General features: G+C 67.5%; 22 protein-coding genes. 11 read left to right on the top strand and 11 right to left on the bottom strand.

Annotation, left to right across the window (positions count from 1 at the left end):
• Positions 1 to 12 precede the first annotated feature (12 nt).
• The 4 genes from V0Z78_RS15995 to V0Z78_RS16010 form a co-directional block, all read right to left on the bottom strand.
• Positions 13 to 927 carry a PhzF family phenazine biosynthesis protein gene (locus tag V0Z78_RS15995; protein WP_336345670.1) on the bottom strand — a complete coding sequence of 305 codons (915 nt, stop codon included), beginning with the start codon at positions 925 to 927 and terminating at the stop codon, positions 13 to 15.
• A 72-nt stretch (positions 928 to 999) separates the two neighbouring features.
• On the bottom strand, positions 1,000 to 2,004 hold the full coding sequence (locus tag V0Z78_RS16000) for a DUF7544 domain-containing protein (protein ID WP_336345671.1): 1,005 nt from the start codon (positions 2,002 to 2,004) through the stop codon (positions 1,000 to 1,002).
• A 250-nt stretch (positions 2,005 to 2,254) separates the two neighbouring features.
• Positions 2,255 to 2,692, bottom strand: coding sequence for a CBS domain-containing protein (locus V0Z78_RS16005; protein ID WP_336345672.1), 438 nt, complete (start codon positions 2,690 to 2,692; stop codon positions 2,255 to 2,257).
• Between the two features lie 127 nt (positions 2,693 to 2,819).
• The gene (locus V0Z78_RS16010; protein ID WP_336345673.1) at positions 2,820 to 3,056 is read right to left on the bottom strand and encodes a hypothetical protein; all 237 of its coding nucleotides are present in this window, start codon (positions 3,054 to 3,056) and stop codon (positions 2,820 to 2,822) included.
• A gap of 158 nt (positions 3,057 to 3,214) precedes the next feature.
• On the opposite strand from V0Z78_RS16010, the gene V0Z78_RS16015 reads away from it, so the two are divergent.
• Entirely contained in the window at positions 3,215 to 3,913 is a 699-nt protein-coding gene (locus tag V0Z78_RS16015) for a phosphoribosyltransferase (RefSeq protein WP_336345674.1), read from the top strand.
• A gap of 236 nt (positions 3,914 to 4,149) precedes the next feature.
• Here the strand turns inward: V0Z78_RS16015 and V0Z78_RS16020 are convergent, their stop codons facing one another.
• Positions 4,150 to 4,998 carry a hypothetical protein gene (locus V0Z78_RS16020; protein ID WP_336345675.1) on the bottom strand — a complete coding sequence of 283 codons (849 nt, stop codon included), beginning with the start codon at positions 4,996 to 4,998 and terminating at the stop codon, positions 4,150 to 4,152.
• Between the two features lie 150 nt (positions 4,999 to 5,148).
• Here V0Z78_RS16020 and mtnP point away from each other — a divergent pair, with 150 nt between their 5' ends.
• A complete protein-coding gene (gene mtnP, locus V0Z78_RS16025; RefSeq protein ID WP_336345676.1) occupies positions 5,149 to 6,003 on the top strand; it encodes an S-methyl-5'-thioadenosine phosphorylase in 855 nt (284 codons plus the stop codon).
• A 437-nt stretch (positions 6,004 to 6,440) separates the two neighbouring features.
• Here mtnP and V0Z78_RS16030 read toward each other — a convergent pair whose 3' ends face one another.
• Genes V0Z78_RS16030 through V0Z78_RS16040 form a run of 3 tightly spaced genes read right to left on the bottom strand, consistent with a single transcriptional unit; the run spans position 6,441 to position 11,094 of the window.
• Positions 6,441 to 7,292 carry a ScpA family protein gene (locus tag V0Z78_RS16030; RefSeq protein WP_336345677.1) on the bottom strand — a complete coding sequence of 284 codons (852 nt, stop codon included), beginning with the start codon at positions 7,290 to 7,292 and terminating at the stop codon, positions 6,441 to 6,443.
• Positions 7,285 to 10,854 carry a chromosome segregation protein SMC gene (gene smc / locus V0Z78_RS16035; protein WP_336345678.1) on the bottom strand — a complete coding sequence of 1,190 codons (3,570 nt, stop codon included), beginning with the start codon at positions 10,852 to 10,854 and terminating at the stop codon, positions 7,285 to 7,287. The genes V0Z78_RS16030 and smc overlap by 8 nt, the downstream gene beginning before the upstream one ends.
• Positions 10,855 to 10,863: 9 nt before the next feature.
• On the bottom strand, positions 10,864 to 11,094 hold the full coding sequence (locus V0Z78_RS16040; protein WP_336345679.1) for a DUF7518 family protein: 231 nt from the start codon (positions 11,092 to 11,094) through the stop codon (positions 10,864 to 10,866).
• A gap of 365 nt (positions 11,095 to 11,459) precedes the next feature.
• On the opposite strand from V0Z78_RS16040, the gene gatB reads away from it, so the two are divergent.
• Positions 11,460 to 12,944, top strand: a complete 1,485-nt coding sequence (gene gatB, locus V0Z78_RS16045) for an Asp-tRNA(Asn)/Glu-tRNA(Gln) amidotransferase subunit GatB (RefSeq protein ID WP_336345680.1) — start codon at positions 11,460 to 11,462, stop codon at positions 12,942 to 12,944.
• A gap of 358 nt (positions 12,945 to 13,302) precedes the next feature.
• Positions 13,303 to 13,548, top strand: a complete 246-nt coding sequence (locus tag V0Z78_RS16050; RefSeq protein WP_336345681.1) for an amphi-Trp domain-containing protein — start codon at positions 13,303 to 13,305, stop codon at positions 13,546 to 13,548.
• 4 nt (positions 13,549 to 13,552) lie between these two features.
• Here V0Z78_RS16050 and V0Z78_RS16055 read toward each other — a convergent pair whose 3' ends face one another.
• The gene (locus V0Z78_RS16055) at positions 13,553 to 14,374 is read right to left on the bottom strand and encodes a YihY/virulence factor BrkB family protein (RefSeq protein WP_336345682.1); all 822 of its coding nucleotides are present in this window, start codon (positions 14,372 to 14,374) and stop codon (positions 13,553 to 13,555) included.
• Between the two features lie 146 nt (positions 14,375 to 14,520).
• Here V0Z78_RS16055 and V0Z78_RS16060 point away from each other — a divergent pair, with 146 nt between their 5' ends.
• Complete coding sequence (locus V0Z78_RS16060) at positions 14,521 to 17,019, top strand: DNA topoisomerase I (RefSeq protein ID WP_336345683.1); 2,499 nt, start codon at positions 14,521 to 14,523, stop codon at positions 17,017 to 17,019.
• On the opposite strand, the gene V0Z78_RS16065 is transcribed toward V0Z78_RS16060, so the two are convergent.
• Positions 17,020 to 17,403, bottom strand: a complete 384-nt coding sequence (locus V0Z78_RS16065; protein ID WP_336345684.1) for a DUF2237 family protein — start codon at positions 17,401 to 17,403, stop codon at positions 17,020 to 17,022. It lies immediately after the preceding gene.
• Between the two features lie 161 nt (positions 17,404 to 17,564).
• Between V0Z78_RS16065 and V0Z78_RS16070 the strand changes: the two genes are divergently transcribed.
• The 3 genes from V0Z78_RS16070 to V0Z78_RS16080 all read left to right on the top strand — a co-directional run bounded on the left by V0Z78_RS16070 (position 17,565) and on the right by V0Z78_RS16080 (position 20,308).
• Positions 17,565 to 18,290, top strand: a complete 726-nt coding sequence (locus V0Z78_RS16070) for a phosphoglycerol geranylgeranyltransferase (RefSeq protein ID WP_336345685.1) — start codon at positions 17,565 to 17,567, stop codon at positions 18,288 to 18,290.
• 158 nt (positions 18,291 to 18,448) lie between these two features.
• Positions 18,449 to 19,879 (top strand): sulfatase-like hydrolase/transferase, encoded by a 1,431-nt coding sequence (locus V0Z78_RS16075; protein ID WP_336345686.1) that lies wholly within the window; start codon positions 18,449 to 18,451, stop codon positions 19,877 to 19,879.
• A 3-nt stretch (positions 19,880 to 19,882) separates the two neighbouring features.
• Positions 19,883 to 20,308, top strand: coding sequence for a GtrA family protein (locus tag V0Z78_RS16080; protein ID WP_336345687.1), 426 nt, complete (start codon positions 19,883 to 19,885; stop codon positions 20,306 to 20,308).
• Positions 20,309 to 20,536: 228 nt separating this feature from the next.
• Here V0Z78_RS16080 and V0Z78_RS16085 read toward each other — a convergent pair whose 3' ends face one another.
• Complete coding sequence (locus V0Z78_RS16085; RefSeq protein WP_336345688.1) at positions 20,537 to 20,791, bottom strand: hypothetical protein; 255 nt, start codon at positions 20,789 to 20,791, stop codon at positions 20,537 to 20,539.
• A gap of 98 nt (positions 20,792 to 20,889) precedes the next feature.
• Between V0Z78_RS16085 and aspS the strand changes: the two genes are divergently transcribed.
• The 3 genes from aspS (at position 20,890) to V0Z78_RS16100 (ending at position 23,971) form a co-directional block, all read left to right on the top strand.
• Entirely contained in the window at positions 20,890 to 22,191 is a 1,302-nt protein-coding gene (aspS, locus tag V0Z78_RS16090; RefSeq protein WP_336345689.1) for an aspartate--tRNA(Asn) ligase, read from the top strand.
• Positions 22,192 to 22,365: 174 nt separating this feature from the next.
• A complete protein-coding gene (locus V0Z78_RS16095; RefSeq protein ID WP_336345690.1) occupies positions 22,366 to 22,965 on the top strand; it encodes a hypothetical protein in 600 nt (199 codons plus the stop codon).
• Positions 22,966 to 23,083: 118 nt separating this feature from the next.
• Positions 23,084 to 23,971, top strand: coding sequence for a hypothetical protein (locus V0Z78_RS16100; protein ID WP_336345691.1), 888 nt, complete (start codon positions 23,084 to 23,086; stop codon positions 23,969 to 23,971).
• Positions 23,972 to 24,029 lie beyond the last annotated feature (58 nt).

Genomic DNA, 24,029 nt, shown 5'->3' on the forward strand with positions numbered 1-24,029 from the left:
AGTGAACCTCGGCTACGCCTCGACGATCTCTTCCTCGCCCGAGTCGGGAAGCCGGAGCGTCCCCGAGAGCGCGCTCTCGGCCCGGCCGCCGACCCGAACCGCCCCGTCGACCCGAACGCGGACCTCGCCCGGCCGGTCGAGGAAGTGACCCTGCTCGAAGCACATCTCGTCGGGGAGGTCGTCGCCGAACGCATCGAACCGACGGAGGTACGCACCCGCCGCTCCGCTGGCCGTGCCCGTCACCGGGTCCTCGGGGATTCCCGCGGACGGCACGAACGCCCGGGCGTGGAGCGTCGAGTCGGTTCCGAGCGTGTCGAAGGTGAACGCGTAGAGGCCGGCCGCGTCGACCGCCGAACAGAGGGCCTCGATCGCACCGTGGTCGGGCTCGACGTCGCCGAGGGTCGCGAGGAAGTTCACCGGCACGACCAGGAAGGGGAGCCCGGTCGAGGCGACCGCCAGCGGCAGGTCCCTCCCGACGTCAGCGAGCGCCGCGGGATCGATCCCCAGCGCGGCCGCGACCCGCTCGTAGTCGAGGTCGACGCGCTCGACGCTCGGCTCGTCCTGGCTCATCCAGACGACGCCCGCCTCGGTGACCTCGACGTCGAGCACCCCGACGTTCGTCTCCAGGCTGTGGGTACCCGCGTCGATCTCCCCCTCCTCGAAGAGGCGGGCGTGGCTCGCGATCGTCGCGTGACCACAGAGATCCACCTCCGTGGCGGGCGTGTAGTAGCGGATCCGACGGTCCGCACGGTCGCTCTCGGTCAGGAACGCGGTCTCGCTCACCGCGAGTTCGCGCGCGACCGCCAACCGCTGGTCGTCGGTCAGTCCCCCCGCCTCGGGGACGACCCCCGCGGCGTTGCCCGAGAGCGGCTCGTCGGTGAACGCGTCGACGACGGCGACGCGGAGCGCTCGGCTCTCCTCGGTCATCCTCGGGGGGATGTGCGCCGACACAATAGGTGTACGGTTCGAACCCGTGATCGGGCGGCGTCCGGCCGCTTCTCAGAGGGCCGCCTGCCTCCCGTCCGCCGATCGGACCGCCCGACGGACCTCGGGGATCGGATCGAGCGTCCGGTCGGTGTCGCCGAGGACGAACAGCGCGTAGTAGCGCAGATACGTTCGGATCGGCACCTGGATCAGGAGCGCGGCGAGGATCAACAGGGCGACGAACGGCAGCCCGAGGACGACCGCGACGGCCACGAGCAGCGTCTCCGCGGCCAGCAGCGCGACGGCACCGACGACGACGGCGAGCGGGATCACGAGGACGACCGCGACGACGGCCAGCAGGAGTCCGAAGACGATCCCGGCGACGACCTCGAGTACGAGGGCGGCGATCGCGTAGGCGAGATACTGCCTCCACGCCCCGACGAGCGTCGACCGGAACGCACGCCACCCCGCGATCACGCCGGAATCGCGCACGAGCATGACGGGAACGACGAACGCGGTGGTGAAGGCGTCGACGACCGCGACGAGGACGAGCGCGAGGCCACTCACGAACGCGGCGAGCGCGAACAGGAGCCCGCCTACCTCGGCCGTGGGGAGCGTCCCGGCGGCGAGCAGCCCCGATCCCGCGACGACGGCGATCGCCAGCAGGCTCACGATCCCCAGCGCCACCCGGAAGCCGAACAGCCGGAGCCCCTGCTCGAAGTGGCCGCGGGCGTAGCCCCAGAACCGCACCTCGTCGGTCCGCAGCGACTCGACGAAGACGAACTCCATGACCGAGCCGACGAGCAGGAACGCGAGACCGACCGCGAGGACGGCCCCGACGAGCAGCCCGATGGCGAACAGGTTCTCGACCAGGAACCCCCGGACGATCTCGAGATCCGAACCCGAGGCGGGTTCGGCGCCGCCGGTGCCGCCCGTCCCGCCGCCGCCCGGAACGCTCGTCCCGCCGACGAAGAGGACGATCACCGCGAGCACCGATAGCCGTTTGATCGAGAACGGCGTGAGAAACTCGCGGGTCGCGACCCACGCATCCTCGAGATCGTCGATCGCGTACAGCGCCATACGCGTCGTTCATCCGGTTTCAGTAAAACAGTACCGACCGGTGACAGCTCCGTGCCGCCCGAGAACCGTCGAGCTCCGCCGCAGAACGGAGTTCGACGCCGTTTCACGCCCGCTCGCTTCCATCGAACGACGCCCGGCGGCACTTCACGGCGAGCGCGCTCCGTCGGTCATCGGTCGGACCCCCGACGGTCGGATAGGCGTACCGTCGGGTCCGTGGGCCGGTCGAGCCGTCCGTCTCCGATCGAGGACGCTACTCGAACTCTCCCTCCCTGATCTCCGACTCCGGGCGGGCCGCCATCTGGACCCGTTGTCGGGGAAGGAAGTGGGCGAGGTCGGTCGTGGTGACGATGCCGACGGGCCTGCCCTCCTCGGTGACCGGGAGCTTCTTGACCTGGTTCTTGCCCATCAGTTCACCGGCCCTGCGCACGGTGTCGGTCGGCCTCGCGGTGACGACGGGACTCGACATTAGCTCGCGAACGGACATCCTCGCCGGATCGTGTTCCTCGACGATGCTGGCCACGACGTCGGTCTCGGTGATGATCCCCTCGATGCGGTCCTCGCCGACGACGAGCGACCCGATCCCCCGTTCAGTGAGCGCGCGGGCGGCCGAGGCGACGGTCGCGTCAGCGTCGATCGATCGGGGTGGGGTCGTCATGATCTCGTCGACGGTGGTTTCGATCTCGCTCATCGGAACGGGGTAGGACGACCGCCCACATTAACCTAATGATCGTTAACGACATACTCGCCCGGGTACCGCGGCAACGGGATCGAAGGGAGGGATTCGACTCGATGAGGCACCACTCCTCGCGATCGCATTACCCCCGTCGTCTCTCCTCCACGAGCTCGACTTCGGAGAGCGGACACTCCGCATACAGCTCGATTGCGAACTTCTGGAGCGTGGAGACCGACGGAGACGGGCTGCCCTCACCTTCCGCGAGCCTCCTCGCACACGTGGCTATCTCCTCATGGAACCGTCCCGAATACCGGAGTCCCAGATCGGTATCCACGATCCCCTTCTCGCCGTCCGCGTCGACGAACGTTATCTGTAGCATGACGGTTCTCTCTACCGGATGTATACGTTAATCGTACATATCTCTGATGGTTCCGAGCGGCGACGTCGACCGGCGTCCACGGTCGGTACGACGCTCGTCCCGGGGTTCGGGGTTGACCCAGACGACTTAACTCCGGTCCAGTCGTGCATCCGGCCGTAATGTCCGACCTCCCCGACGAGTTCAAGTGCACCATCACCAACTGGGAGTACATCTACGGTCTCTGTCGCGCGGTGAGCACCGACGTCAAACGCTCGGAGTTCGAGCCCGACGTCGTCGTCGCGCTGGCCCGGGGCGGCTGGTTCGCGGGTCGGTGCATCTGTGACTTCCTCGGTCTGGACGATCTGACGAGCCTGAAGATGGAACACTACGTCGGCACGGCCCAGGCGAGCGACGAGCCCCAGATCCGCTACCCCATGCCCGAGGGATCGGTCGAAGGCAAGGACGTACTCATCATCGACGACATCGCCGACACCGGCGGCTCGATCGAGCGCGCCCACGAATACGTCACCGAACGCGACGCCAACGAGGTACGCACCGGCACGCTCCAGCTGCTCCAGACCAGCGAGTTCGAGCCCGACTTCGTCGGCGAACGCCTCGAGGAGTGGGCCTGGGTCGTCTATCCCTGGAACTTCATCGAGGACATGATCGACCTGATCGGCGGCGTGATGGAGAAGGGCGACGGCGAGACGTTCTCCCCCGAGGAGATCCGCCAACTGCTCGGGGAGTTCCACCAGGTCGAGCGCATCCAGATGGAGATCGCCCAGCCCAACCGGCTGAACGAGGTGCTCGTCGAGATGGAGCGCCGTGACGCCATCGAGCGCAACGGCGCAAACGAGTGGCGTCTCCTCGACGACTGAACGGAGCGCTCGGCCATCGATCCGTCCGGCCGGCGGCCGAACGCCGGGAGAACGAGGTTCGGGAGTTTTGGTCGGTCGCCGGCGGTTTCGGCGGTTCGTCGCTTCGTCTCGCCCCGGGAATCGAATCGTACCTGGCGGCAGGAAGCGTTCCGGCCATCGAGATCTCCCTGGATCCTCGACGGACCCGGTCCGTGCTCGACGTCGTCGCTCGTGGCACGGACGGGCCGATTCCGTGTTCAGTCGCCGTACTCGTCCTCGATGACGACGGTGCCCCGTGCGTCGACCAGCGCGAGCGTACCGCCGTCGCGGGTGAGCTCGCTAGGTTCGAACTGGACCACTATCGTGCTGTCGCTCCCGACCTCGGTGCCCTCCGGGAAGACGTACTCCCCGCCCTGGGTCGTCGTGACCGACCAGCCGCTCAGGTCGATCGAACGATCGTGGCTGTTCAACAGCTCCGTCGAGTGGGGGGGCCGCTCCTCCGCGTCCTCGTAGGCGATCTCGACGAACGTGAACTCCGCGGCGTCGTACTCCTGGATCGGCTCGTCGGCCTCGTCGGTCTCGTTCTCGTCGGTCTCGTTGCCCTCGCCGTCCGACTCGTTCGGGTCGTCGATCGATGCGTCGTCCGTGTCGCCATCGTCGCTCGTTCCGTTACCCGCGTCCCCGTCCGTATCGGACGTGCCGCCGCTCTCGTCGCCCTCGTCGTCGGCCGCCTCGGTCGCATCGTCCTCATCGGTCGTGTCGTCCACATCGGCCGTGCCGTCTTCATCGTCCCCGTCGGCGGCTGGTTCGGCGTCGTTCCCTTCCTCGTCCGTGTCGGATTCGTCCTCGTCAGTGGGCGGTTCGACGTCGTTCGCCGAACTCGAGGTCGGCGGATCGTCCTCGTCCGCGTCCTCCTCGACGGTCGACTTCTGGTCGCCCTCGTCTCGTTCGTCGGTCGGCTCCTCGGTCTCCTCGGGACCGTCCTCTCCTCCCACGGTGTCGGCGTCGGCGGGGCCGTTGCCCCCCCAGCCGGCACACCCCGATAACGTCGCCATCAGCACGACAACGACGACCACGATCGTTTGTCCGTTGTTCGCCCACTTCATACGGTACTGCGCTCCATTATATTATGCAATACAAAACAGTATACAATTAATGTATCGATTAGTGTAATCTATTTGGCGTTCCGTGTGCTTCACGAGGAGATTCCGGTCGGGACCGAACCGTTTAGGCCCGCTCCCGCACGACGGCGAAGTATGATCGGTTTCATCGGCGGGAGTGGGATCTACGACGCACTGCCGCTCGAGAACACCCGCGAGGAGGAGATCGACACGCCCTACGGCGAACCGAGCGCGCCCGTGACGATCGGCGAGTTCGGGACGACGGGGAGGGAGGTCGCCTTTCTCCCGCGCCACGGCCCGGACCACGGCGCCTCTCCGACGGACCTCCCCTATCGCGCGAACATGTACGCACTCAAGACGGTCGGCGTCACCCACGTCTTCGCCTCGAACGCCGTCGGCTCGCTGCGCGAGGACCTGGAGCCGGGCACGCTCGTGATCCCCGATCAGATCTTCGACCGGACGCGCCATCGGGAGATGTCGTTCTACGGCGACGGCGTCGTCGTCCACCAGCCGTTCACACGGCCCTACAGTCCGTCGCTGGTCGATCACCTCACGGAGGCCGCGACCGAGGCGACGGACGCGGACGTCGCGAAGGGCGGGACCTACGTCTGCATCGAGGGGCCGCAGTACTCCACTCGCGCCGAGAGCGAGTTCTACCGCGCACAGGGCTGGGATCTGGTGGGCATGACCGCGATCCCGGAGGCGAAACTCGCCCGCGAGGCCGAGATCGCCTACGCGACCGTCGCGGGCGTCACGGACTACGACGTCTGGAAGGAGGACAGCGAGGTCACCCTCGAGGAGGTGCTCGAGAACGCCGAGCGCAACCAGAACGCGATCGAGGCAACCGTCGAGGAGGCGATCCGGACCCTGCCCGAGGACCACGAGTGTCCGGCCCACTCCTCGCTCGAGGGGACGGTCAACACCCCCTCGAAGGCGATCCCTGAAGGAACGCGCGAGCGCGTCGAACCGTTGCTCGGAGAGTACCTCTGAACGTGGCTCCTAGAGCGGTGCGGTCGCTACGTCGACCTGGTTCGGTCTCGTTCGGTCGCTGGCAGGCCCCTCACTTACCTCGGACGTAGCTCAGCGCCGAGACGTACTCCTCGGGGTCGACGCGTCCCTCGGTCTCGGTGAGTCGCTCCTGGATCTTCGTGGGAGACATGTGTTATCATACTACTCGACCCCTCATAACTGTACTGGTGAACGTTAGCACGGTTCGCGCGTCGGGGCCCGTTGACGAGCGCCACTGCGACGGGAGAACACGAGCGTGTACTCGAAGCCATCCCCGTCGACGAAGCCGCTCGACTCGGAAGGTGGACGGCGGTGGCGATCGCTAGCTCGACACGAACCACTTCCTATCCGCGATACGCGTCGTCGCCTCTCGCCTCGTCCGGTACGAGGCGAGCTACGACGGCTCGTTCTCGGTGGGCTCAGTCCGCGACCGCCTCGTTCGCCTCGCTCACCGCAGCCGGGTTCCGGATCCAGAGGTCGCCGAACAGCTCGTCCTGCTGGAGGCGGACCTGGCCCCGGTGGGAGAGGAAGAGCAGCGCGAGGAACGTCTCCACGCGCGAACCGCCGGTGGTCTCGATCTCCGCGAACAGCACCTCGTCGCGGCCGGCGCTGTACTGGTCGTCGAGCGCCTCGTACACCCGGTCGATGGTCTCCTCGATGTCCTCGCCGTGGGCCGTCCCGGTGACGTCATCGGCGGTGGGCTCGTCCTCGGCGCGGAACTCGTCGGCCGAGTGGTAGTCGAGCGTCTGGGTGCCCCGCTGGAACCCGCGCGGCGAACCGCTGGTGTCGTACTCCCGGGACTCCTTCCACCACGAGTCGCGCTCGGCGTCGCGAAGCTCCCTCACCAGCTCGTCGAGCGTCTCGGGCGACCCGCGGGCCTGTTTGCGCTCGAGACGTCGCTCCATCTCCGCCTCGAGGCCCGCGATCGGGTCCTCCGCGGGCGGGGCATCGGGATCGTCCATTCCCATGCCCATCCCCAGCTCGGCCTCCCAGTCGTCGAACGCTTCCTCCTCCTCTTGCTCGTCCGACGCGAGCATCTCGTCGCTCTTCATCCGGAGCAGGACGCTCGCGTAGAACAGCGCTCTGCCCGAGGTCCGCAGGTCCGCGGCGTCGAGCTTCGCGAGGAAGGCGTCGGTCACCTCGACGATGTCGATGTCCCAGGGCTCGATCTCGCCCTCCTCGGCGAGCTGGACGAGCAGCTCGACGGGCTCGACGGCGTCGTCGTCCTCGGTCGTCGGCGGAGGCGCGGCGTCGAGATTCGCGTCAGTCATCGGCGGGTGCCACCTCCCCGGCGAGGTCGATCCCGGTGACCGCGCTGACGTTGTTCTCCTGCATCGTGACGCCGATCGCGCGCTCGGAGCGCTCGAGCATCGCCGAGCGGTGCGAGACGACGATGAACTGGGCGTCGTCAGCGAGCTCGTCGACCAACTCGCCGACGCGTTCGGCGTTCGCGGCGTCGAGGAACGCGTCGACCTCGTCGAGCGCGTAGAACGGCGCGGGGTTGTAGCGTTGGATGGCGAAGATGAACGCCAGGGCGGTGAGCGACTTCTCGCCGCCGCTCATCGCGTCGAGACGCTGGACGGGCTTGTCGCCGGGTTGGGCCTTCATCGTCAGTCCGCCCTCGAAGGGATCCTCCTCGTCCTCGAGGTGGAGCTCGCCGGTCCCCGCCGAGAGCCGTTCGAAGATCTCCTGGAACTGCTCGTCGATCGCCTCGTAGGCGTCCATGAACGTCTGGCGCTTCTGGCGCTCGTAGGACTCGATCCGATCCGTGATTCCCTCCCGTTCCTCGACCAGCACCTCCTTTCGCTCTTGGAGCTCCGAGAGGTCGGCTTCGACCGCGTCGTACTCGTCGATCGCGAGCATGTTCACCGGCTCGAGCGCCTCCATCTCGCCCTCCAGGCGGTCGATCGTCGACTCGACCTCGTCGTGGTCGGGGATCGCCTCCGGGTCGTACTCGCCGACCTCGCTCTCGAGATCGTGAACGTCCATCTCGAGGCGCTTCGCGCTCGCCTCGAGGCTCTCGAGGCGGTTCTCGACCGAGGAGACCTCCTCGCGAACCTCGTCGCGGGCGTCGCTCGCCTCGCCGAGCGTCCCGCGTAGCTCGCGGCGCTCCTCCTTTCGCTCCTGGAGCTCCTCCTCGAGCTCCTCGACCGCCTCGCGTTTCTCCTCGAGCAGCGCCTCCTGCTCCTCGATCCCCTCCTCGAACTCCGCGATACGCTCGCGCTTCGCCTCGGCGCGCTCCTCGGCCTCCTCGACGCGTTCCTCGAGGTCGTCGATCGCCTCCTCCGCGTACCCCTTCTCGAGCTTGAGTTCGCTGAGGCGGGCGTCGTGGTCGTCGATCTCCTCCTCGAGGTCCGCGATCTCCGCGTCGATACCGTCGAGCTTCGCCGTCAGCTCCGGGATTCGCGAGTCGGCGAGCTCGGTCTCGAGCTCGTCGATCTCCCCCTCGAGCTCGTCGATCTCCGCCTTCGCGCGTGCGATCGACGACTCGATCTCGCTCATCCGCTCGTCGACCTCCCCGCGGTCGGACTCGAGTTCCGCGATCTCCTCCTCGAGCTCGTCGATTTTCGCCTCCCGCTCCGCTCGTTCCTCGCGTTTTCGCTCGATGTCGCTCTCGATCTCGCGCACCTGCTCCGCGGCGTCGGACTTGCGATCGCGCGCGCCGTCGAGGCGCTCCTTGACGCCCCGCAGGTCGGCGCGGACCGATTCGCGTTCGTCCTGTAGATCGGTGATCGCCTCGGCCACACGCTCGAGTTGGCCCTTACCCGACTTCGAGAAGGAGTAGCGCGAGCCGCTGGTGCTGCCGCCGGTCATCGCGCCGCTCTTCTCGACGAGCTCCCCCTCCAGCGTGACCAGCCGGTAGTCGCCCATCAGATCACGAGCGGTGTCGATGTCCTCGACGACGAGGGTGTCGCCGAGCACGTAGGAGAAGATCCCCGCGTATCGCCCGTCGAAGTCGACGAGGTTGTACGCGAAGTCGATCACGCCATCCCGGCGCGGCGGGGATGGGAGCGAGCGCTTTCGCATCTCGGTCAGCGGGAGGAACGTCGCCCGCCCCGCGTTGCGCGACTTGAGGTGCTCGATGCAGCGCTTCCCGACGCCGTCGTCGTCGACGACGATGTTGGCCAGCCGCCCGCCCGCGGCGGTCTCACACGCCGTGGCGTACTGGGGGTCGACCCCGCCGAGCTGGCCGACGGTGCCGTGGACGCCCTCCATGCTCGCGTTCAGTACGGTCGAGACCGCCCGGCCGTACGAGGAGTCGCCGCTCTCGCCCGCGCGGGCCTCGAGCTCCGCGTACTCCTGCTGTTTCGCCTGGAGGTCGTCCTCGATCGTGTCCAGCGTCGACTGGAGCTCGCGCTTCTCCTCCTTCAGGTCCTCGACGACCTCGTCGATCTGCTCGCGGTTCGCGACCGCCCGCTCGCGTTCGGTCTCGAGATCCGCGATCTCGCTCTCGATCTCGGGGATCCGCTCTCTCGCCCGCTCGCGTTCGGCCTCCTTCTCGTCGATCGCGTTCGAGCGACGGCGGGCCTCGTCGAGCAGGCGGTCCTGTTCGCGCTGGTGTTCGTTTCGCTCGTCGCGGGCCTCCTCGAGGGCGGCCTTTCGCTCCCGGAGCTCGGCCTTCAGCTCGTCGTACTCGGTGTCGACCGCGTCGATCTCCGCCTCGATCTCCTCGCGCTCGGCCTCCTTCTCCTGGACGTCGGCCTTCACGGAGGCCTTCTCGAGCTTGGTCTCGCGGATCTCGCTCTCGAGGTCGTCGATCGTCTCCTCCTTGCGGTCGATCGCGACGAACGCCTCGCGGCGATCGGCCTCGGCGGACTCGATCGCCTCCTCGGCGCTCTCGATGCGGTCCTCGAGCCGGCTGATCTCGCCCTTGACCTCCTCGATCTCGCGTTTAATCGCGAGCTGTTCGTCCTCGCCCTTGCGTTCGATCTCGGCGTTGAGGTCCTCGAGGTCCTCCTGCAGCCGGGTCACCCGGTTCTGCTTCTCCTCGAACTCCCGCGTGAGCTCTGCGAGCTCTCCCCGCCGGTTCTCGATCTTCCCTTCGGTCCGCTCGAGCTCCGCGCGTTTCTCCTCGAGCTCCGCGGCCTTCAGGTAGCCCTCGTACTCCTCTTTCTCCTCGCGCAGTCGCTTGTACTCGAGGGCCGTCTCGCGCTCCTCGGCGAGCTGATCCAGCCGTTCTTGCTTCTCCTCGATGCGGAGTTCGGCCTCCTCGATGCGCTCCTTTACGACTTCGAGCTCCTCGTAGGCGGACTCCTTCTTCGCGTCGAACTCCGCGACGCCCGCGATCTCGTCGATGATCTCGCGCCGCTGGCCGGCGGTCATGTTGATGATGCCGGTGACGTCGCCCTGCATGACGACGTTGTAGCCCTCGGGGGTGACGCCCGCCTGGGCGAGCAGGTCCTGGATGTCCGAGAGGTTGACCGAGCGGCCGTTCAGGTAGTAGTATGAGTAGTAGTTCTCCTCCGTGCGTTTCACCCGTCGGCGGACCGAGATCGTCTCGACGTCGCCGACGTCCTCGCTGCCGGCGGCGCTCACGACCTGCTCGCGTGCGAGGGTGCCGTCGGCGTTGTCGAGTACGACCTCGACGCTGGCCTCGCGGGGGCCCCCCGAGGCGTCGCCGTCGTCGTTCGGGTTGTAGATCAGGTCGGTGAGCTTCTCGGCGCGGATCCCGCGGGCGCGCGAGAGTCCCAGCGCGAACAGCACGCTGTCGATGATGTTGGACTTCCCCGAGCCGTTCGGGCCGCTGACGGTGGTGAAGTCCTCGTAGAAGGGAATCCGGGTCTTACGCCCGAAGCTCTTGAAATCGTCCAGTACGAGCTCTCGAATATGCATGGGTAGGGCCTACGCGACGATGATGTCGTCGGAGGAGTCGGCCTCCTCTTCGGGTTCGTGTCGCTCCTCCCTATCGCTTTCGACTCCGACCTCCCGGTGCTCGATCTCGGTCTCCTCCTCCACCCGTGATTCGAGCTCCCGGACGCGTTCGTTCGCCTCGACGAGCTCCTCGGTCAGTCCGCGTACCGTCGACTCGAGCTCCGCGACGCGGGACTCGAGTTCCTCGACTCTGTTCGACATACGTTCATTAGGTCGCCCGCTCGACATAAGTCTGTGTCAGACGTTCGTCAGACGGCTGACGGATAGGGGTTCGTCGCTCGGGCGCGTGCGGCCGGCACGGCAACCCGCGCCGTGTTCGAGAACCGGGTGCGGTTCGAGGGGACCGACATGCAGGGGGTCGTCCTCTACGACAACTATAGTAGCGCTTGAACCGGTCACCCACGTCGCGGTCGACGAGTCGGGCGAGCCGACGCGGCTCCCAGCGGCGTTCCGCGAGGCGATCGTCGCGTTCCAGGACGATCGCCCCGAGAACGCCTGAGCCGAGGGCGTTCGATCGGCCGACGGCTCCCGTTAGCCTTTACTCGGCCCGCGTCGAATCCCGCCCAATGACTGCTCAGGCGACCACGGAACGCGATCTCACGGTCGTGATCGGTCTCGAGGTCCACGTCCAGCTCGAGACCGAGACGAAGATCTTCTGTGGCTGTTCGACCGCGCTGGCGGACGCCGAACCGAACACCCACACCTGCCCGGTCTGTCTCGGCCTGCCGGGCGCGCTGCCCGTCGTGAACGAGGCCGCCGTCGAGAGCGCGGTGAAGCTCGGGAAGGCGATCGACGCCGGGATCCCCGAGGAGACCCGGTTTCACCGGAAGAACTACTACTACCCCGATCTGCCGAAGGACTTCCAGATCACGCAGTACGACGCCCCGCTCTGTCAGGACGGCGAACTCGAGATCCGCGTCGAGGGCGAGCGACGCGAGATCGGCATCGAGCGCGCCCACCTCGAGGAGGACCCGGGCAGCCTCCAGCACGAGGGCGGGAGCATCGAGACCGCGGACTACACGCTCGTGAACTACAACCGCGCGGGCGTCCCGCTGATGGAGATCGTTACCCGCCCGGACTTCAGAGGACCGAAGGAGACGCGCGCCTTCCTCGCGAAGCTCGAGGAGGTCCTCGAGTACCTGGGGATCTTCGACAGCACGCGCGACGGTTCCTTGAGAGTCGACGCCAACGTCTCGCTCGTGCCGGGCGAGGAGGTCGCCCGGGACGGCTCGATCGGCGAGGAGGCGCTCGCGGCGGCCAACCGCACCGAGGTGAAGAACATCTCGAGCCACAAGGGTGCGGAGAAGGCGCTGGCCTACGAGGTGACCCGCCAGCGCAACGCGATCCGACGGGGGCGCGGAATCGACCAGGAGACGCGCCACTGGGACGAGTCACGCGGCATCACCGTCTCGATGCGCTCGAAGGAGGAGGAGAAGGACTACCGCTACTTCCGCGAGGCCGATCTGCCCGTTCTCAGGGTCTCGGACTGGAAACAGGAGATCGAGATCCCCGAGCTTCCCGACGCGCGCCGCGAGCGCTTCCGCGAGCAGTACGGGCTCGGCGAGGAGGCCGCCGCGAAGCTCACCTCGACGAAGCAGGTCGCGGACTTCTACGAGGACCTCGCGAGCGACTTCGACCCCGACCTGGCGGCGACGTGGGTCGCCGACGACCTCCTGGGAGAGCTCAACTACCGCGACATGGAGATCGCCGAGATGGAGGGACGACTCGACGAGGTCCGCCGGCTCGTCGAGCTCGTCGCCGAGGAGGAGATCACCGCGAAGAACGCGCGCGAGACCGTCCTCCGCGAGATGCTCGATTCGGGGACGGATCCCGACGCGGTCGTCGAGGCGGAGGGGCTGGGGAAGACCGACGAGAGCGAGGTCGAGGCCGCCGTCGGCGAGGCGATCGAGGAGAACCCGGACGCCGTCGCGGACGTCGAGCGCGGCGAGGACGGCGCGATCAACTTCCTCGTCGGCCAGGTGATGGGGAAGACCGGCGGCAGCGCCGATCCCGGCACCGTGAACGAACTGCTCCGCGAGCGACTCGGCTAACGCGCCGGCGACGATCGCGATTCGGTCGGTCGGGTGCGTCCACCCGGCGGCCGTCGCCGGACGTGGTGTCGGTTGGCCGCTCTCGGGCGCGTACGTCCTATCGGGGCGACGGGGTCGCTGGTACCAGTCCGATTCAGAACAGCGCGAGCGCGGCGTCGAGCACGAACTGCGTGCCCGCCAGGCAGGGTTCGACGATCTCCATCTGTGTCGTTGAGGTGGCGCTTTCGTTCATGTCCGATTGTATCACTGACGTGAGAGGCGTAATAGGTTTCGATGGTACGATCAGGTCCACGTCCCGGACGTGCCCGCGAGCGTCGGGTAAACCACTATACTGCTGGCCTACGACGTTTCGAACGCAATGGCGAACACTACAGCCGACGAGCAGGACGTGTCGCGAGACGAGGCGGCCGATCTCCTCCAGAACCTCGCCCGCGAGATCCGCGGTGAGGGTCCAGCGAACGTCGAGGTCGGCAATAAGACGGTCGCGCTCCACCCGTCGTCGGCGATGAGCTATAACATCGAGATCGAGGAACGCTCCCCGATGCTCGGCGGCGAGCGCCAGGCAGTGACGGTGACGCTCGACTGGGAGAGCGAGGGCGAGTAGTCCGTCACCGGCCGTCGGCCGCGGCCGTTCCGACGGTCGGCTCGTCGCTGGCGCGCTCGGCCAGCACGACGTTGACGACGGCGCCGAGCAGTAACACGACGGCGCCGCCGTAGAGCCAGAGGAGGAACAGGAGCGCGCCGCCGATAACGCCGAAGACGTCCGCGAGCGTCGTGATCGAGACGTAGATCTGAAACAGCGAGTTGAGGAGCACCCATCCGACCGCGGCGATCGCCGTCCCCGGTAGCGCCTCGCGGGGATTCATCTCCACGTTCGGGAAGACGTAGTAGAGGGGGAAGAACACCGTCGCCAGCCCGATGATCAGCAACAGCGGGCTGAGCACGCTGACGTACGGGACGTCGGGAAACAGCGTGATCGCCACCCCCGATGCCGCCGACGCGAACAGCGCGGCCGAGATCGCGAACAGTCCGACGATGGCGTCACGGAGGCCGTCCACGATCGACTGATCGGCCTTCGTTCCGTAGAGCTGAGCGAAGGCGATGTCGATCCCCCGGAAGATCTGGAACGCGCTCCACACCAGCACGAGGAAGCCGAGGATCGAGCTCCCGACCCAGCCAGCGGCGTCGGTGATCGCGGTCGCGAGTAGCTCCTGTCCGGTCGGGCTGAGGTACTGGCGCGTCAGCGCGATCAAGTGATCCGAGGTCGCGTCGCCGGCGAACACCGACGCGACGATGAGCACCAGCAACAACAGCGGCAACAGGGAGACGAAGGCGTAGAACGCGAGACTCGCCGCGAGAAACGGGACGTTCTGGCGTTCGACCTCTCGAACGACCGCTCTGACGACGGTGCTCGCGTCCTTTCCTCGCATTCCGTTAACCGTCGGAACTCGAGCGCCGTCACGGCTTCGCTTGCCGGATCCGCCGCCTCCTCGACGTTCTCCCAACGACGCGAAACGTTTAGGCGCCGCGTCGGCCTATCTCCCCCAATGACGCACGCGCCGCGAGGGGGATCGCCGTGGAGCTGATCATCACCGAGAAGGACAACGCCGCCCGCCGGCTCGCCGCCATCCTGAGCGGCGACTCCGCCGAGGTCGAGCGAAAGAACGGCGTCAACGTCTACCGCTGGGGTGGAACGCGCTGTATCGGGCTCTCGGGCCACGTCGTCGCCGTCGACTTCCCGTCCGAGTACTCGGACTGGCGCGACGTCGAGCCCGTCGAGCTGATCGACGCCGACGTCGAGAAGACCGCGACCCAGGAGAACATCGTCCGCACCGTCCGGTCGCTCGCCCGCCAGGCGAACCGCGTGACGATCGCCACCGACTACGACCGCGAGGGCGAGCTCATCGGCAAGGAGGCCTACGAGATCGTCCGCGAGGTCAACGACGACGCGTCGGTCGACCGGGTTCGGTTCTCCTCGATCACCGAGGGCGAGGTCAGGAAGGCGTTCGAGAACCCCGACGAGATCGACTTCGACCTCGCGGCGGCCGGCGAGGCCCGACAGATCATCGACCTCGTGTGGGGTGCCGCGCTCACCCGGTTCCTCTCGCTTGCCGCGCGCCAGCTGGGCAACGACTTCATCTCGGTCGGGAGGGTCCAGAGCCCGACGCTGAAGCTGATCGTCGACCGCGAGCGCGAGATCGAGGCGTTCGACCCCGAGGAGTACTGGGAGCTGTTCGCGGCGCTCGCGAAGGAGGACGACGCCGGCGAGGGGTTCGACGCCCAGTACTTCTACCGCGACGAGGACGGAAACGAGGCCGAACGCGTCTGGGACGGCGAGCGAGCCGAGACGGTCTACGAGGCGCTTCGGGAGGCGAACGAGGCCCGTGCGGAGGAGGTCTCCCGACGCAGCCGAACCGACGAGCCGCCCGCGCCGTTCAACACCACGCAGTTCATCCGGGCCGCGAGCTCGCTCGGCTACTCCGCGAAGCGGGCGATGAGCATCGCGGAGGACCTCTACACCGCCGGCTACGTCACCTATCCCCGGACCGACAACACCGTCTACCCCGAGGACCTCGACCCCCGCGAGCTGCTCTCGGCGTTCACGTCGAACCGGACGTTCGGCGAGGACGCCGAAACCCTCCTCGAGACTGAGGAGATCAGCCCCACGGAGGGCGACGAGGAGACGACCGACCACCCGCCGATCCACCCCACCGAGGAGCTTCCGACGAGGGGGGAGCTCTCGGAGGACGAGTGGGAGGTCTACGAACTGATCGTCCGGCGCTTCTTCGCGACGGTCGCCGATCCCGCCCGCTGGCAGCACCTCCGCGTGGTCGTCGCCGTCGGGGAGCACCGCTTGAAGGCAAACGGCAAGCGGCTGGTCGAACCGGGCTACCACGCGGTCTACCCCTACTTCAGCACGAGCGAGAACTACGTCCCCGACGTCGAGGAGGGCGAGACCCTCTCGGTGACCGACGTGAGCATCGAGGAGAAGGAGACCCAGCCACCCCGACGCTACGGCCAGTCGCGCCTGATCGAGACGATGGAGAAGATGGGGATCGGCACCAAGTCCACGCGCCACAACACCATCGAGAAGCTCTACGACCGGGGCTACATCGAAAGCGACCCGCCGCGTCCGACGAAGCTGGCGATGGCGGTCGTCGAGGCCGGCGAGGAGTACGCCGACCGCGTCGTGAGCGAGGCGATGACCGCCCAGCTCGAGGAGGACATGGCCGCGATCGCCGCCGGCGAGAAGACGCTCGACGAGGTGGCGGACGAGTCCCGCGAGATGCTCTCCCGGGTGTTCGAGGACCTCGAACGCTCGCGCGAGGAGATCGGCGACCACCTCCAGAAGTCGCTCAAGGCCGACAAGACCCTCGGACCCTGCCCGGAGTCGGGCCACGACCTGCTGGTCCGGCGCTCCCGTCGGGGGTCGTACTTCGTCGGCTGTGACGGCTACCCCGACTGCGAGTACACGCTGCCGCTTCCGAACACCGGCAAGCCGCTGATCCTCGACGAGCGCTGTGAGGACCACGACCTACGTCACGTGAAGATGCTCGCCGGACGGGGGACGTTCGTCCACGGCTGCCCACAGTGTAAGGCCGACGAGGCCGACGAGGCAGAGGATCGGATCATCGGCGTCTGTCCGGAGTGTGGGGAGGAACACGGCGGCGAACTCGCGATCAAACAGCTTCGAAACGGCGCGCGGCTCGTCGGCTGTACGCGCTATCCCGACTGCGACTACTCGCTCCCGCTGCCGAGACGCGGCGAGATCGAGATCACCGACGAGCACTGTGAGGAACACGGCCTTCCCGAACTGCTCGTCCACTCGGGCGACGAGCCCTGGGAGCTGGGCTGTCCGATCTGCAACTACCTCGAGTACCAGGCCAGAGAGAGCGACTCCGGCAGCGACCTCGAGAGCCTGGAGGGCGTCGGCGCGAAGACCGCGGAGAAGCTCGCGGCCGCGGGCATCGAGAGCGTCGTCGACCTGCGCGAGGTCGAGCCCGAGACGGTCGCGAGCGAGGTCGAGGGGATCAGCGCCGACCGCGTCAGGAAGTGGCAGGCGAAGGCGAGCTGATTACTTCCGGTACTCGTGCTCCCGAAGCGTCTCGGGATCGACTTCGTCGAGCGCCCGCTCGTGGGTCGCCTCGAGGACGATCGGCGGGGCGACGCCGGCGTCACGGGCCTCGACCCAGCGGGGCAGACAGAGACACCAGCGATCGCCCGGCTCGAGCCCCGGGAAGTCGAGTTCGGGCCGGGGCGTCACGAGGTCGTTGCCCCGTGCCTTACCGAACTCGAGGAACTCCTCGGTCAGCACCGCACAGACCTCGTGGCGGCCCGGATCCCGCCGGAGGTGTCGACAGCGGCCGTCCCGGAGGAAGCCGGTCTCGGGGTCCTCGCTGCAGGGACGTAGCTCCGTGCCGTAGACGTTCCGCTCGGCGTCCGCTGGTTCGTCCGCCATACGGTTCCGGTCCGGATCGAGGGCGAAAACGCTTGGCATCGACCGATCCCGCCCCGGTCCGTGGCGTCGGTCGTCCCCCCGTGCTCCCCCCGCCTCGACGGCGGGTTCGCCCGGCTTGAGCATCCGAAGGGGTTTTAGTCCGCCCTTTGAATTGAACCGGTATGAGCGCGCCGTGGGCCGACTGGGATCACATCGTGAAGATCGACCCCGACAAGGAGCTCGCCGACGGCGAGACCTTCGAGGACGTCTGTCGGACGGGGACCGACGCGATCGAGATCGGGGGGACGACGGGCATGACCCAGGAGAACATGCAGGCCGTGATCGACGCCTGTGCGAAGTACGACGTCCCGCTCTACCAGGAGCCGAGCAACCCCGCCGTGGTCGTCGAAGACGAGGCGCTCGAGGGGTATCTGATCCCGACGGTGTTCAACGCGGGCGACGTCTTCTGGGTGGTCGGCGCACACAAGGAGTGGCTCCGCATGAGCGCGAACTTCGACTGGACGCGAACGTTCACCGAGGCGTACATCGTCCTCAACCCCGACTCAAGCGTCGCGGAGTACACCGACGCGGACTGCGACCAGTCCGCCGAGGACGTCGCGGCCTACGCCGAACTCGCCGAACACATGTTCGGCCAGCCGATCGTCTACATCGAGTACTCGGGCATGTTCGGCGACCCCGAGAAGGTCCGCGCGGGACGGGACGCCCTCGACGACGCGACCCTGTTCTACGGCGGCGGCATCGGCGACTACGAGTCGGCGAACACGATGGCCCGACATGCGGACGTCGTCGTCGTCGGCGACCTGGTCCACGACGAGGGCTGTGGGGCCGTCGAGGAGACCGTCGAAGGCGCGAAGGACGCGCGCTCGGAGGTCGCCGGACCGAGCTGATTCGAACGAGTATCGGAACGTTGAGGAGGGAGACGTTCCTATCCGTGACCGGTTAGGCCGACGTGAGAGACCACGGGCGGTCGAACTCGTCCGTTCTCCGAGTACCGTCCCTCTCGAGCCCGCCGAGTCACCGCGTCCACGCCGACCGTCAACTGGCCATGTCAACGGATACCAACCCCACCAACGTCGTCCTCGTCACGGTCGATTCGCTGCGTGCGGACGCGATCGAACCCTACTCCGAGGAACACCGGACGCCGACGTTGCGGCGGCTGGCCGAGCGGGGCACCGTCTTCGAGCACGCCTTCGCGACCGGCAACTGGACGCCCTTCTCGTTTCCCGGGCTGCTCGCTTCGCGTCCGGTCTTCGCCGACTCGGGGACCGTCGGCGTCACCGAGAGCGAGACGCTCGCCGACGCGCTCTCCGAGGCGGGCGTCGCCACCGGCGGGTTCAACGCCGCGAACGGCTTTCTCACCCCCCACTGGGGCTACGACAGCGGGTTCGACGAGTTCGAGTCGTTCGTGGCCGATGCCGACTCCTTCTACGGGAAGTATCTCGCTACCCACCCCACCGTCGAGGCGTGGTTGCAGCTCGCGAGCGCCCCCGTTCGGCGCCTCGTCTCACGGCTGCGCGGCGAGGACGACGACCGGCCGTTCATGGACGCCTCGAGGATGCTCGACGTCGAACGACGGGCGAAGGAGTTCGTCGAGCGCTCGCAGACGCCCTTCTTCCTCTGGATCCACTACATGGACGTCCACACGCCGTACGCGCCGGCGCCGCGACACTTCCGGGAGGTCTCGTCGTCGACCCTCGGGACTCCGGAGATGCTCCTGGCTCACGCCCGAGCGGGGCTCGGGCAGGGCGTGAACGAGCGAACGCTCGCGGGCCTCAGGACGCTCTACCAGGCGACCGTTCGCCAGGTCGATGCGAGCATCGGACGACTGCTCGAGACGCTCTCGGCCGCCGGCCTCCGCGAGGAGACCTGCGTCGTCGTCGCCGGCGATCACGGCGAGGAGTTCCAGGAGCACGGTCATCTGGCACACTACCCGAAGCTCTACGACGAACTCCTCCACGTACCGTTGATCGTCGACGCGCCGGGCGAGTCGTCACGACGCATCGAGCGGGCGGTCGGGCTCGACGACGTCCCGCCGACGATCACCGCACTGCTCGGCGTCTCGCCGCCGAAGACGTGGTCGGGGCACTCGCTCGTCGGCTCGATCGAGACCGGCGAGCGCCCCGACGGCGAGCCGGTGATCTCCGTGACTGTTCGCGACGACCCGGTGACACGCCAGCCGATCCCCCGCGACCTCGAGGACGGCGACCTGCTGGTGAGCGCGCGCACCGACGATTGGACGTACATCGAGAACGTCGACAGCGAGACCGCCGAACTGTACCACCGTCCCTCCGATCCGGTCCAGCGGTACGACCGGTCGGTGGATCCCGGCCCGGAAGCCGACGCGGCGATCGAACGACTCCGGCCGCTCGTCCGCGAGCACGCCCGATCGATTCGGGCGGCGGGATCGGCGTCGACGCCGGCCGGGCCGGCCGACGAGGCGGTCGAGACGAGACTCGAGGCGCTTGGCTACCGATAACCGATGGTCCGGGAGCTCCTGAGGGCGACGTTGGAGGGGCCGCTGGCGGCCCGCCTGCGGCGGTTCTTCGTCGTCGGGGCCGTCGCGGCGGGCCTCCAGACGCTGTTACTCGCGGGCTTCGTCGAGTACGGGCAGGTCCACTACCTGCTGGCGGCGGCGGTCGCCATCGAGATCACGATCGTCTTCCAGTACGTGCTCAACAACGTCTGGACGTTCAGGGCCGCCAAGAACACGGGCTGGGGCGAGTACCTCTCCGGGTTGGCGAAGACGAACCTCGTCCGCGGCTCCGCGATCCCGCTCCAGCTCGGGGTGCTGTACGGGCTGGTCACCTGGCCCGGGATCGCCTACCTGATCGCCAACGGCATCGCCATCCTCGTCAGCGGCGTCTACCGGTACGTCCTCGACGCCCGCTGGACGTGGGACGTCTGACCCACCTCGTCGTCTCTCACTCGGAGCAGGGCTCCTCGTCGCTTCGGCCGGACTGCGAGCCGTTCTCTCCCGTCGTGAGTCGTCGATCCACCGCGAAAACGGCGAGCGCACGGACCAGCGCCGTCGCGAGCACGCGCAGGTCGGCCGAGACGTAGAGGTCCGGCGCCGGGTGGCGCCACCAGGTCAGCGGGTAGAGCCAGGTACCGGAACGGCCGTCGGCGTGGAGCTTCAGCGCGTCGAGCAGGAGATGTGAGAGCCGCCGGCCGCCAGCACCGTGAACGCCCGGCGTCGTTCGGCGAAGAGGAACGCGAGGAGGCCCGCCAGCAGCGCGACGCCGCCGACGTGGTTCGCGTAGTCGGTCGTCAGCTGCTCGCCAGTCGAATAGGGCCAGCCCGTCTCGTAGGTCGCGCCGTAGTGGACACAGAGTCCCAGGGTGGCGGCGAGGAGGACGGTCGCGGACAGCAGTCGAACCCGTCGATCCATGGCGTGGGTCGGACGCCGACGCGCAAACGATCGTCGGTCGTCGCTCCCGTTGCGGCGAAAAGACGGACTTTAAGCCCCGCCCTGGCAAACCCGGGAGCATGCAGGATCGAACCTACACGGCCGACGCCGAACCCGGCGAGACCGTCACCGTGGCGGGCTGGGTTCACGAGATCCGTGATCTCGGCGGCATCGCGTTTCTCATCCTTCGCGACAGGAGCGGCAGGATCCAGGTCAAGTTCGAGAAAGAGGAGATGGACGACGAACTGGTCGAGACCGGCCTCGATCTCGCGCGCGAGAGCGTGATCTCGGCGACGGGCACCGTCGAGGAGGAGCCCCGGGCGCCGACGGGCGTCGAGATCACGCCCGACTCGCTTTCGGTGATCGCCGAGGCCGAGCCCGGACTCCCGCTTGACCCCTCGGGGAAGGTCGACGCCGAGCTCTCGACGCGGCTGAACAACCGTACCCTCGACCTCCGAAAGGAGGAGACGAAGGCGATCTTCGAGATCCGCGCGGAGGTGCTTCGCGCGGTGCGCGAGAGCTTCCGCGCGATGGACTGTACGGAGATCAACACGCCGAAGATCGTCGCCACCGGTACCGAGGGCGGCACGGAGCTGTTCCCGATCACCTACTTCGGCGAGGAGGCGTTCATGAACCAGTCGCCCCAGCTGTTCAAGCAGCTGATGGTCGGCTCCGGGCTCGAACGCGTCTTCGAGATCGGCCCCATCTTCCGCGCCGAGGAGCACAACACGCCACGACACCTCAACGAGGCGACGATGATCGACTTCGAGAGCGCGTTCATCGACCACGAGGAGGCGATGGACGCCTGCGAGCGAACCCTGCTCGCGGCGTACGAGGGCGTCGCGGAGAACTGCGAGGAGGAGCTCGAGACGCTCGGCTACGACGACTTCTCGGTACCCGATGCGGGCTTCCCCCGCCTCAGCTACGAGGAGGCGATCGAGCGGATCAACGCCACCGGCGAACTCGACGAGCAGTTGGTGTGGGGCGACGACCTCCCGACGGAGGGCGAGAAAGCCCTGGGGAAGGACGTCGGCGGCCACTACTTCGTGACCGACTGGCCCAGCGAGATCAAGCCGTTCTACATCCAGGACTACGACGACGACCCAGACCTCTCGAAGGGGTTCGACCTGATGCATCCCCGCATGGAGCTCGTCTCGGGCGGCCAGCGCGAACACCGTCACGACGAGCTCGTCGCGGGCTTCGAGGCACAGGGGCTCAACCCCGAGCAGTTCGACTACTACACCGAGATGTTCAAGTACGGGATGCCGCCCCACGCGGGCTGGGCCTACGGCGTCGAGCGCCTCGTCATGACGATGCTCGACCTGGAGAACATCCGCGAGGCCGTCCTCTTCCCGAGGGATCGTCAGCGACTGAGCCCATAGGCGAACTCCCTGGGAACCAGCGAGGCGAACGGAGTGAGTGCCCCACGGCGATCGCAACCGGCTGTCCGCGTGAGAACGCGTCGAGGGACGACGGTCGTCAGCGGCCGAGTCCGCGGACCGAGACGTCGGAAGCCGGCAGAGGCTTTATTCGCCGCTCGTCCCTCGTTCGAGACGATGGTCGATACCAACCAGCAGGTCATCGAGGAGGCGCGACAGCGTGGCGAGACGCTCACCAGTCGGGAGCTGCTTCTACTGATCGAACGATACCACCAACCTGGTGATCCGGGCGTCGATCAGGAGGTGCTCGAGGCCTACGACGCCGAGCTCGCTCGGGACGACGTCATCCCCTATAAGGAGGGCCAGTTTCTCGGGAGCATCGAGCGAGACCTCGGCGACGACGAGTCGTGGGTCGGCGAGGGGACCTACTACCCCGTCGGCGACGGTCGGATCAGTGCGTTTCCGGCGGCGTGGCACGACGAGCTCGGCGATACGGCCGATGTACGGGCGTACGTCGACGTGATCGGCAACGAGCTGGGCGGATCGGACACCGATTCCGACTCACAGCGCGGCGGGAGGGGGACCGGCGTACCCGAGGGGCTGTTGCTCGAGGCGGCGAGGGCGGTCGGCGGACTGGATCAGGAGACCGCGAAGAGCCGTCTGGAGGAACAGCGCGACGCCGGAGAGCTCGTTCAGGACGCGGACCAGCACCCCGACGCACGCGTCCACCTCTCCGAGGACACCGACGAGATGCGCGACGGCTCGCTCGAGGACTGATCGTCACCCCGTATCAGCTCTGCTGGAGCCGCTCGAACCGTTCTCGTCGAACTAATCTAGACTAGATAGTATTTACTATCGGCCGACATGTATATGCGGGAGGCCCGCGTGTATTAGTATGAATTCTGTCATGAACGTGCGCGACTTCACCTTCGATCACTACACGCGCCTGCTCGACGGCGCCCTCGAGAACGACTACACGTTCTACACGCTCGGCGAGTACGTCTCGATGAGAGAACACGAGACGCCGTGCGTCGTGATCCGACACGACGTCGACCGGAAGGTCAGCACGGCGCGAGCGATGGCCCACGAGGAGGCAACGCGGGGGATCTCCACGACCTACTACTTCCGGACGTCGACGTTCAGTCCGGAGGTCGCACGGGAGACCGAGCGACGGGGCCACGAGGTCGGCTACCACTACGAGGACCTCGTCAAGACCCGCGGCGACTTCGAGGCGGCCCACGAGCGGTTCGCACGGAACCTCGATCGGTTCCGCGAGCACGCCGACGTTCGGACGATCTGCCCGCACGGAAGTCCGCTGTCGCCCCACCACAACCTGGACATGTGGCGCGGCGATCGAACGATCGAGGAGTACGGACTGCTCGGCGAGGCGTATCTCTCGATGGAGACCGCGAACGACGACCCCGGGAAGGCGTCGTACGTCTCCGATACCGGACGATCGTGGGGAGCGCCGATCTCCGGGTTCGGCCGGGTCGAGACGACCGACGACCTGATCGCGGCCTTCGAGTCGGGCGCCTGTGAGCGGTACTGTCTGCTCGTCCATCCCGGTCGGTGGTCGCGTTCGCCGACCGAACAGCTACAGCGCGTCGCCTGGGATCTCGGCGCCGAGACGGCGAAGACGGCCGCGAGGACGGTCCACGGTCTCACCCGCTCCGGGCTCCCGTCGGCGTCGATCGGGTCGGACTCCGACGATCGGACACCGCGGCGTCCCGCCCCCGCGGCGCCGGAGGGTGAGACGACGGGCGAGGCGGAGAGCCGGCCCTGACGGACCGTCGCGTCGGGATCGAGTGAAAGGCTTAAGCGTTCAGTGGGTCGATTTCGCG

The sequence above is a fragment of the Halalkalicoccus sp. CG83 genome, from assembly GCF_037081715.1.
Classification (GTDB): Archaea; Halobacteriota; Halobacteria; order Halobacteriales; family Halalkalicoccaceae; genus Halalkalicoccus; species Halalkalicoccus ordinarius.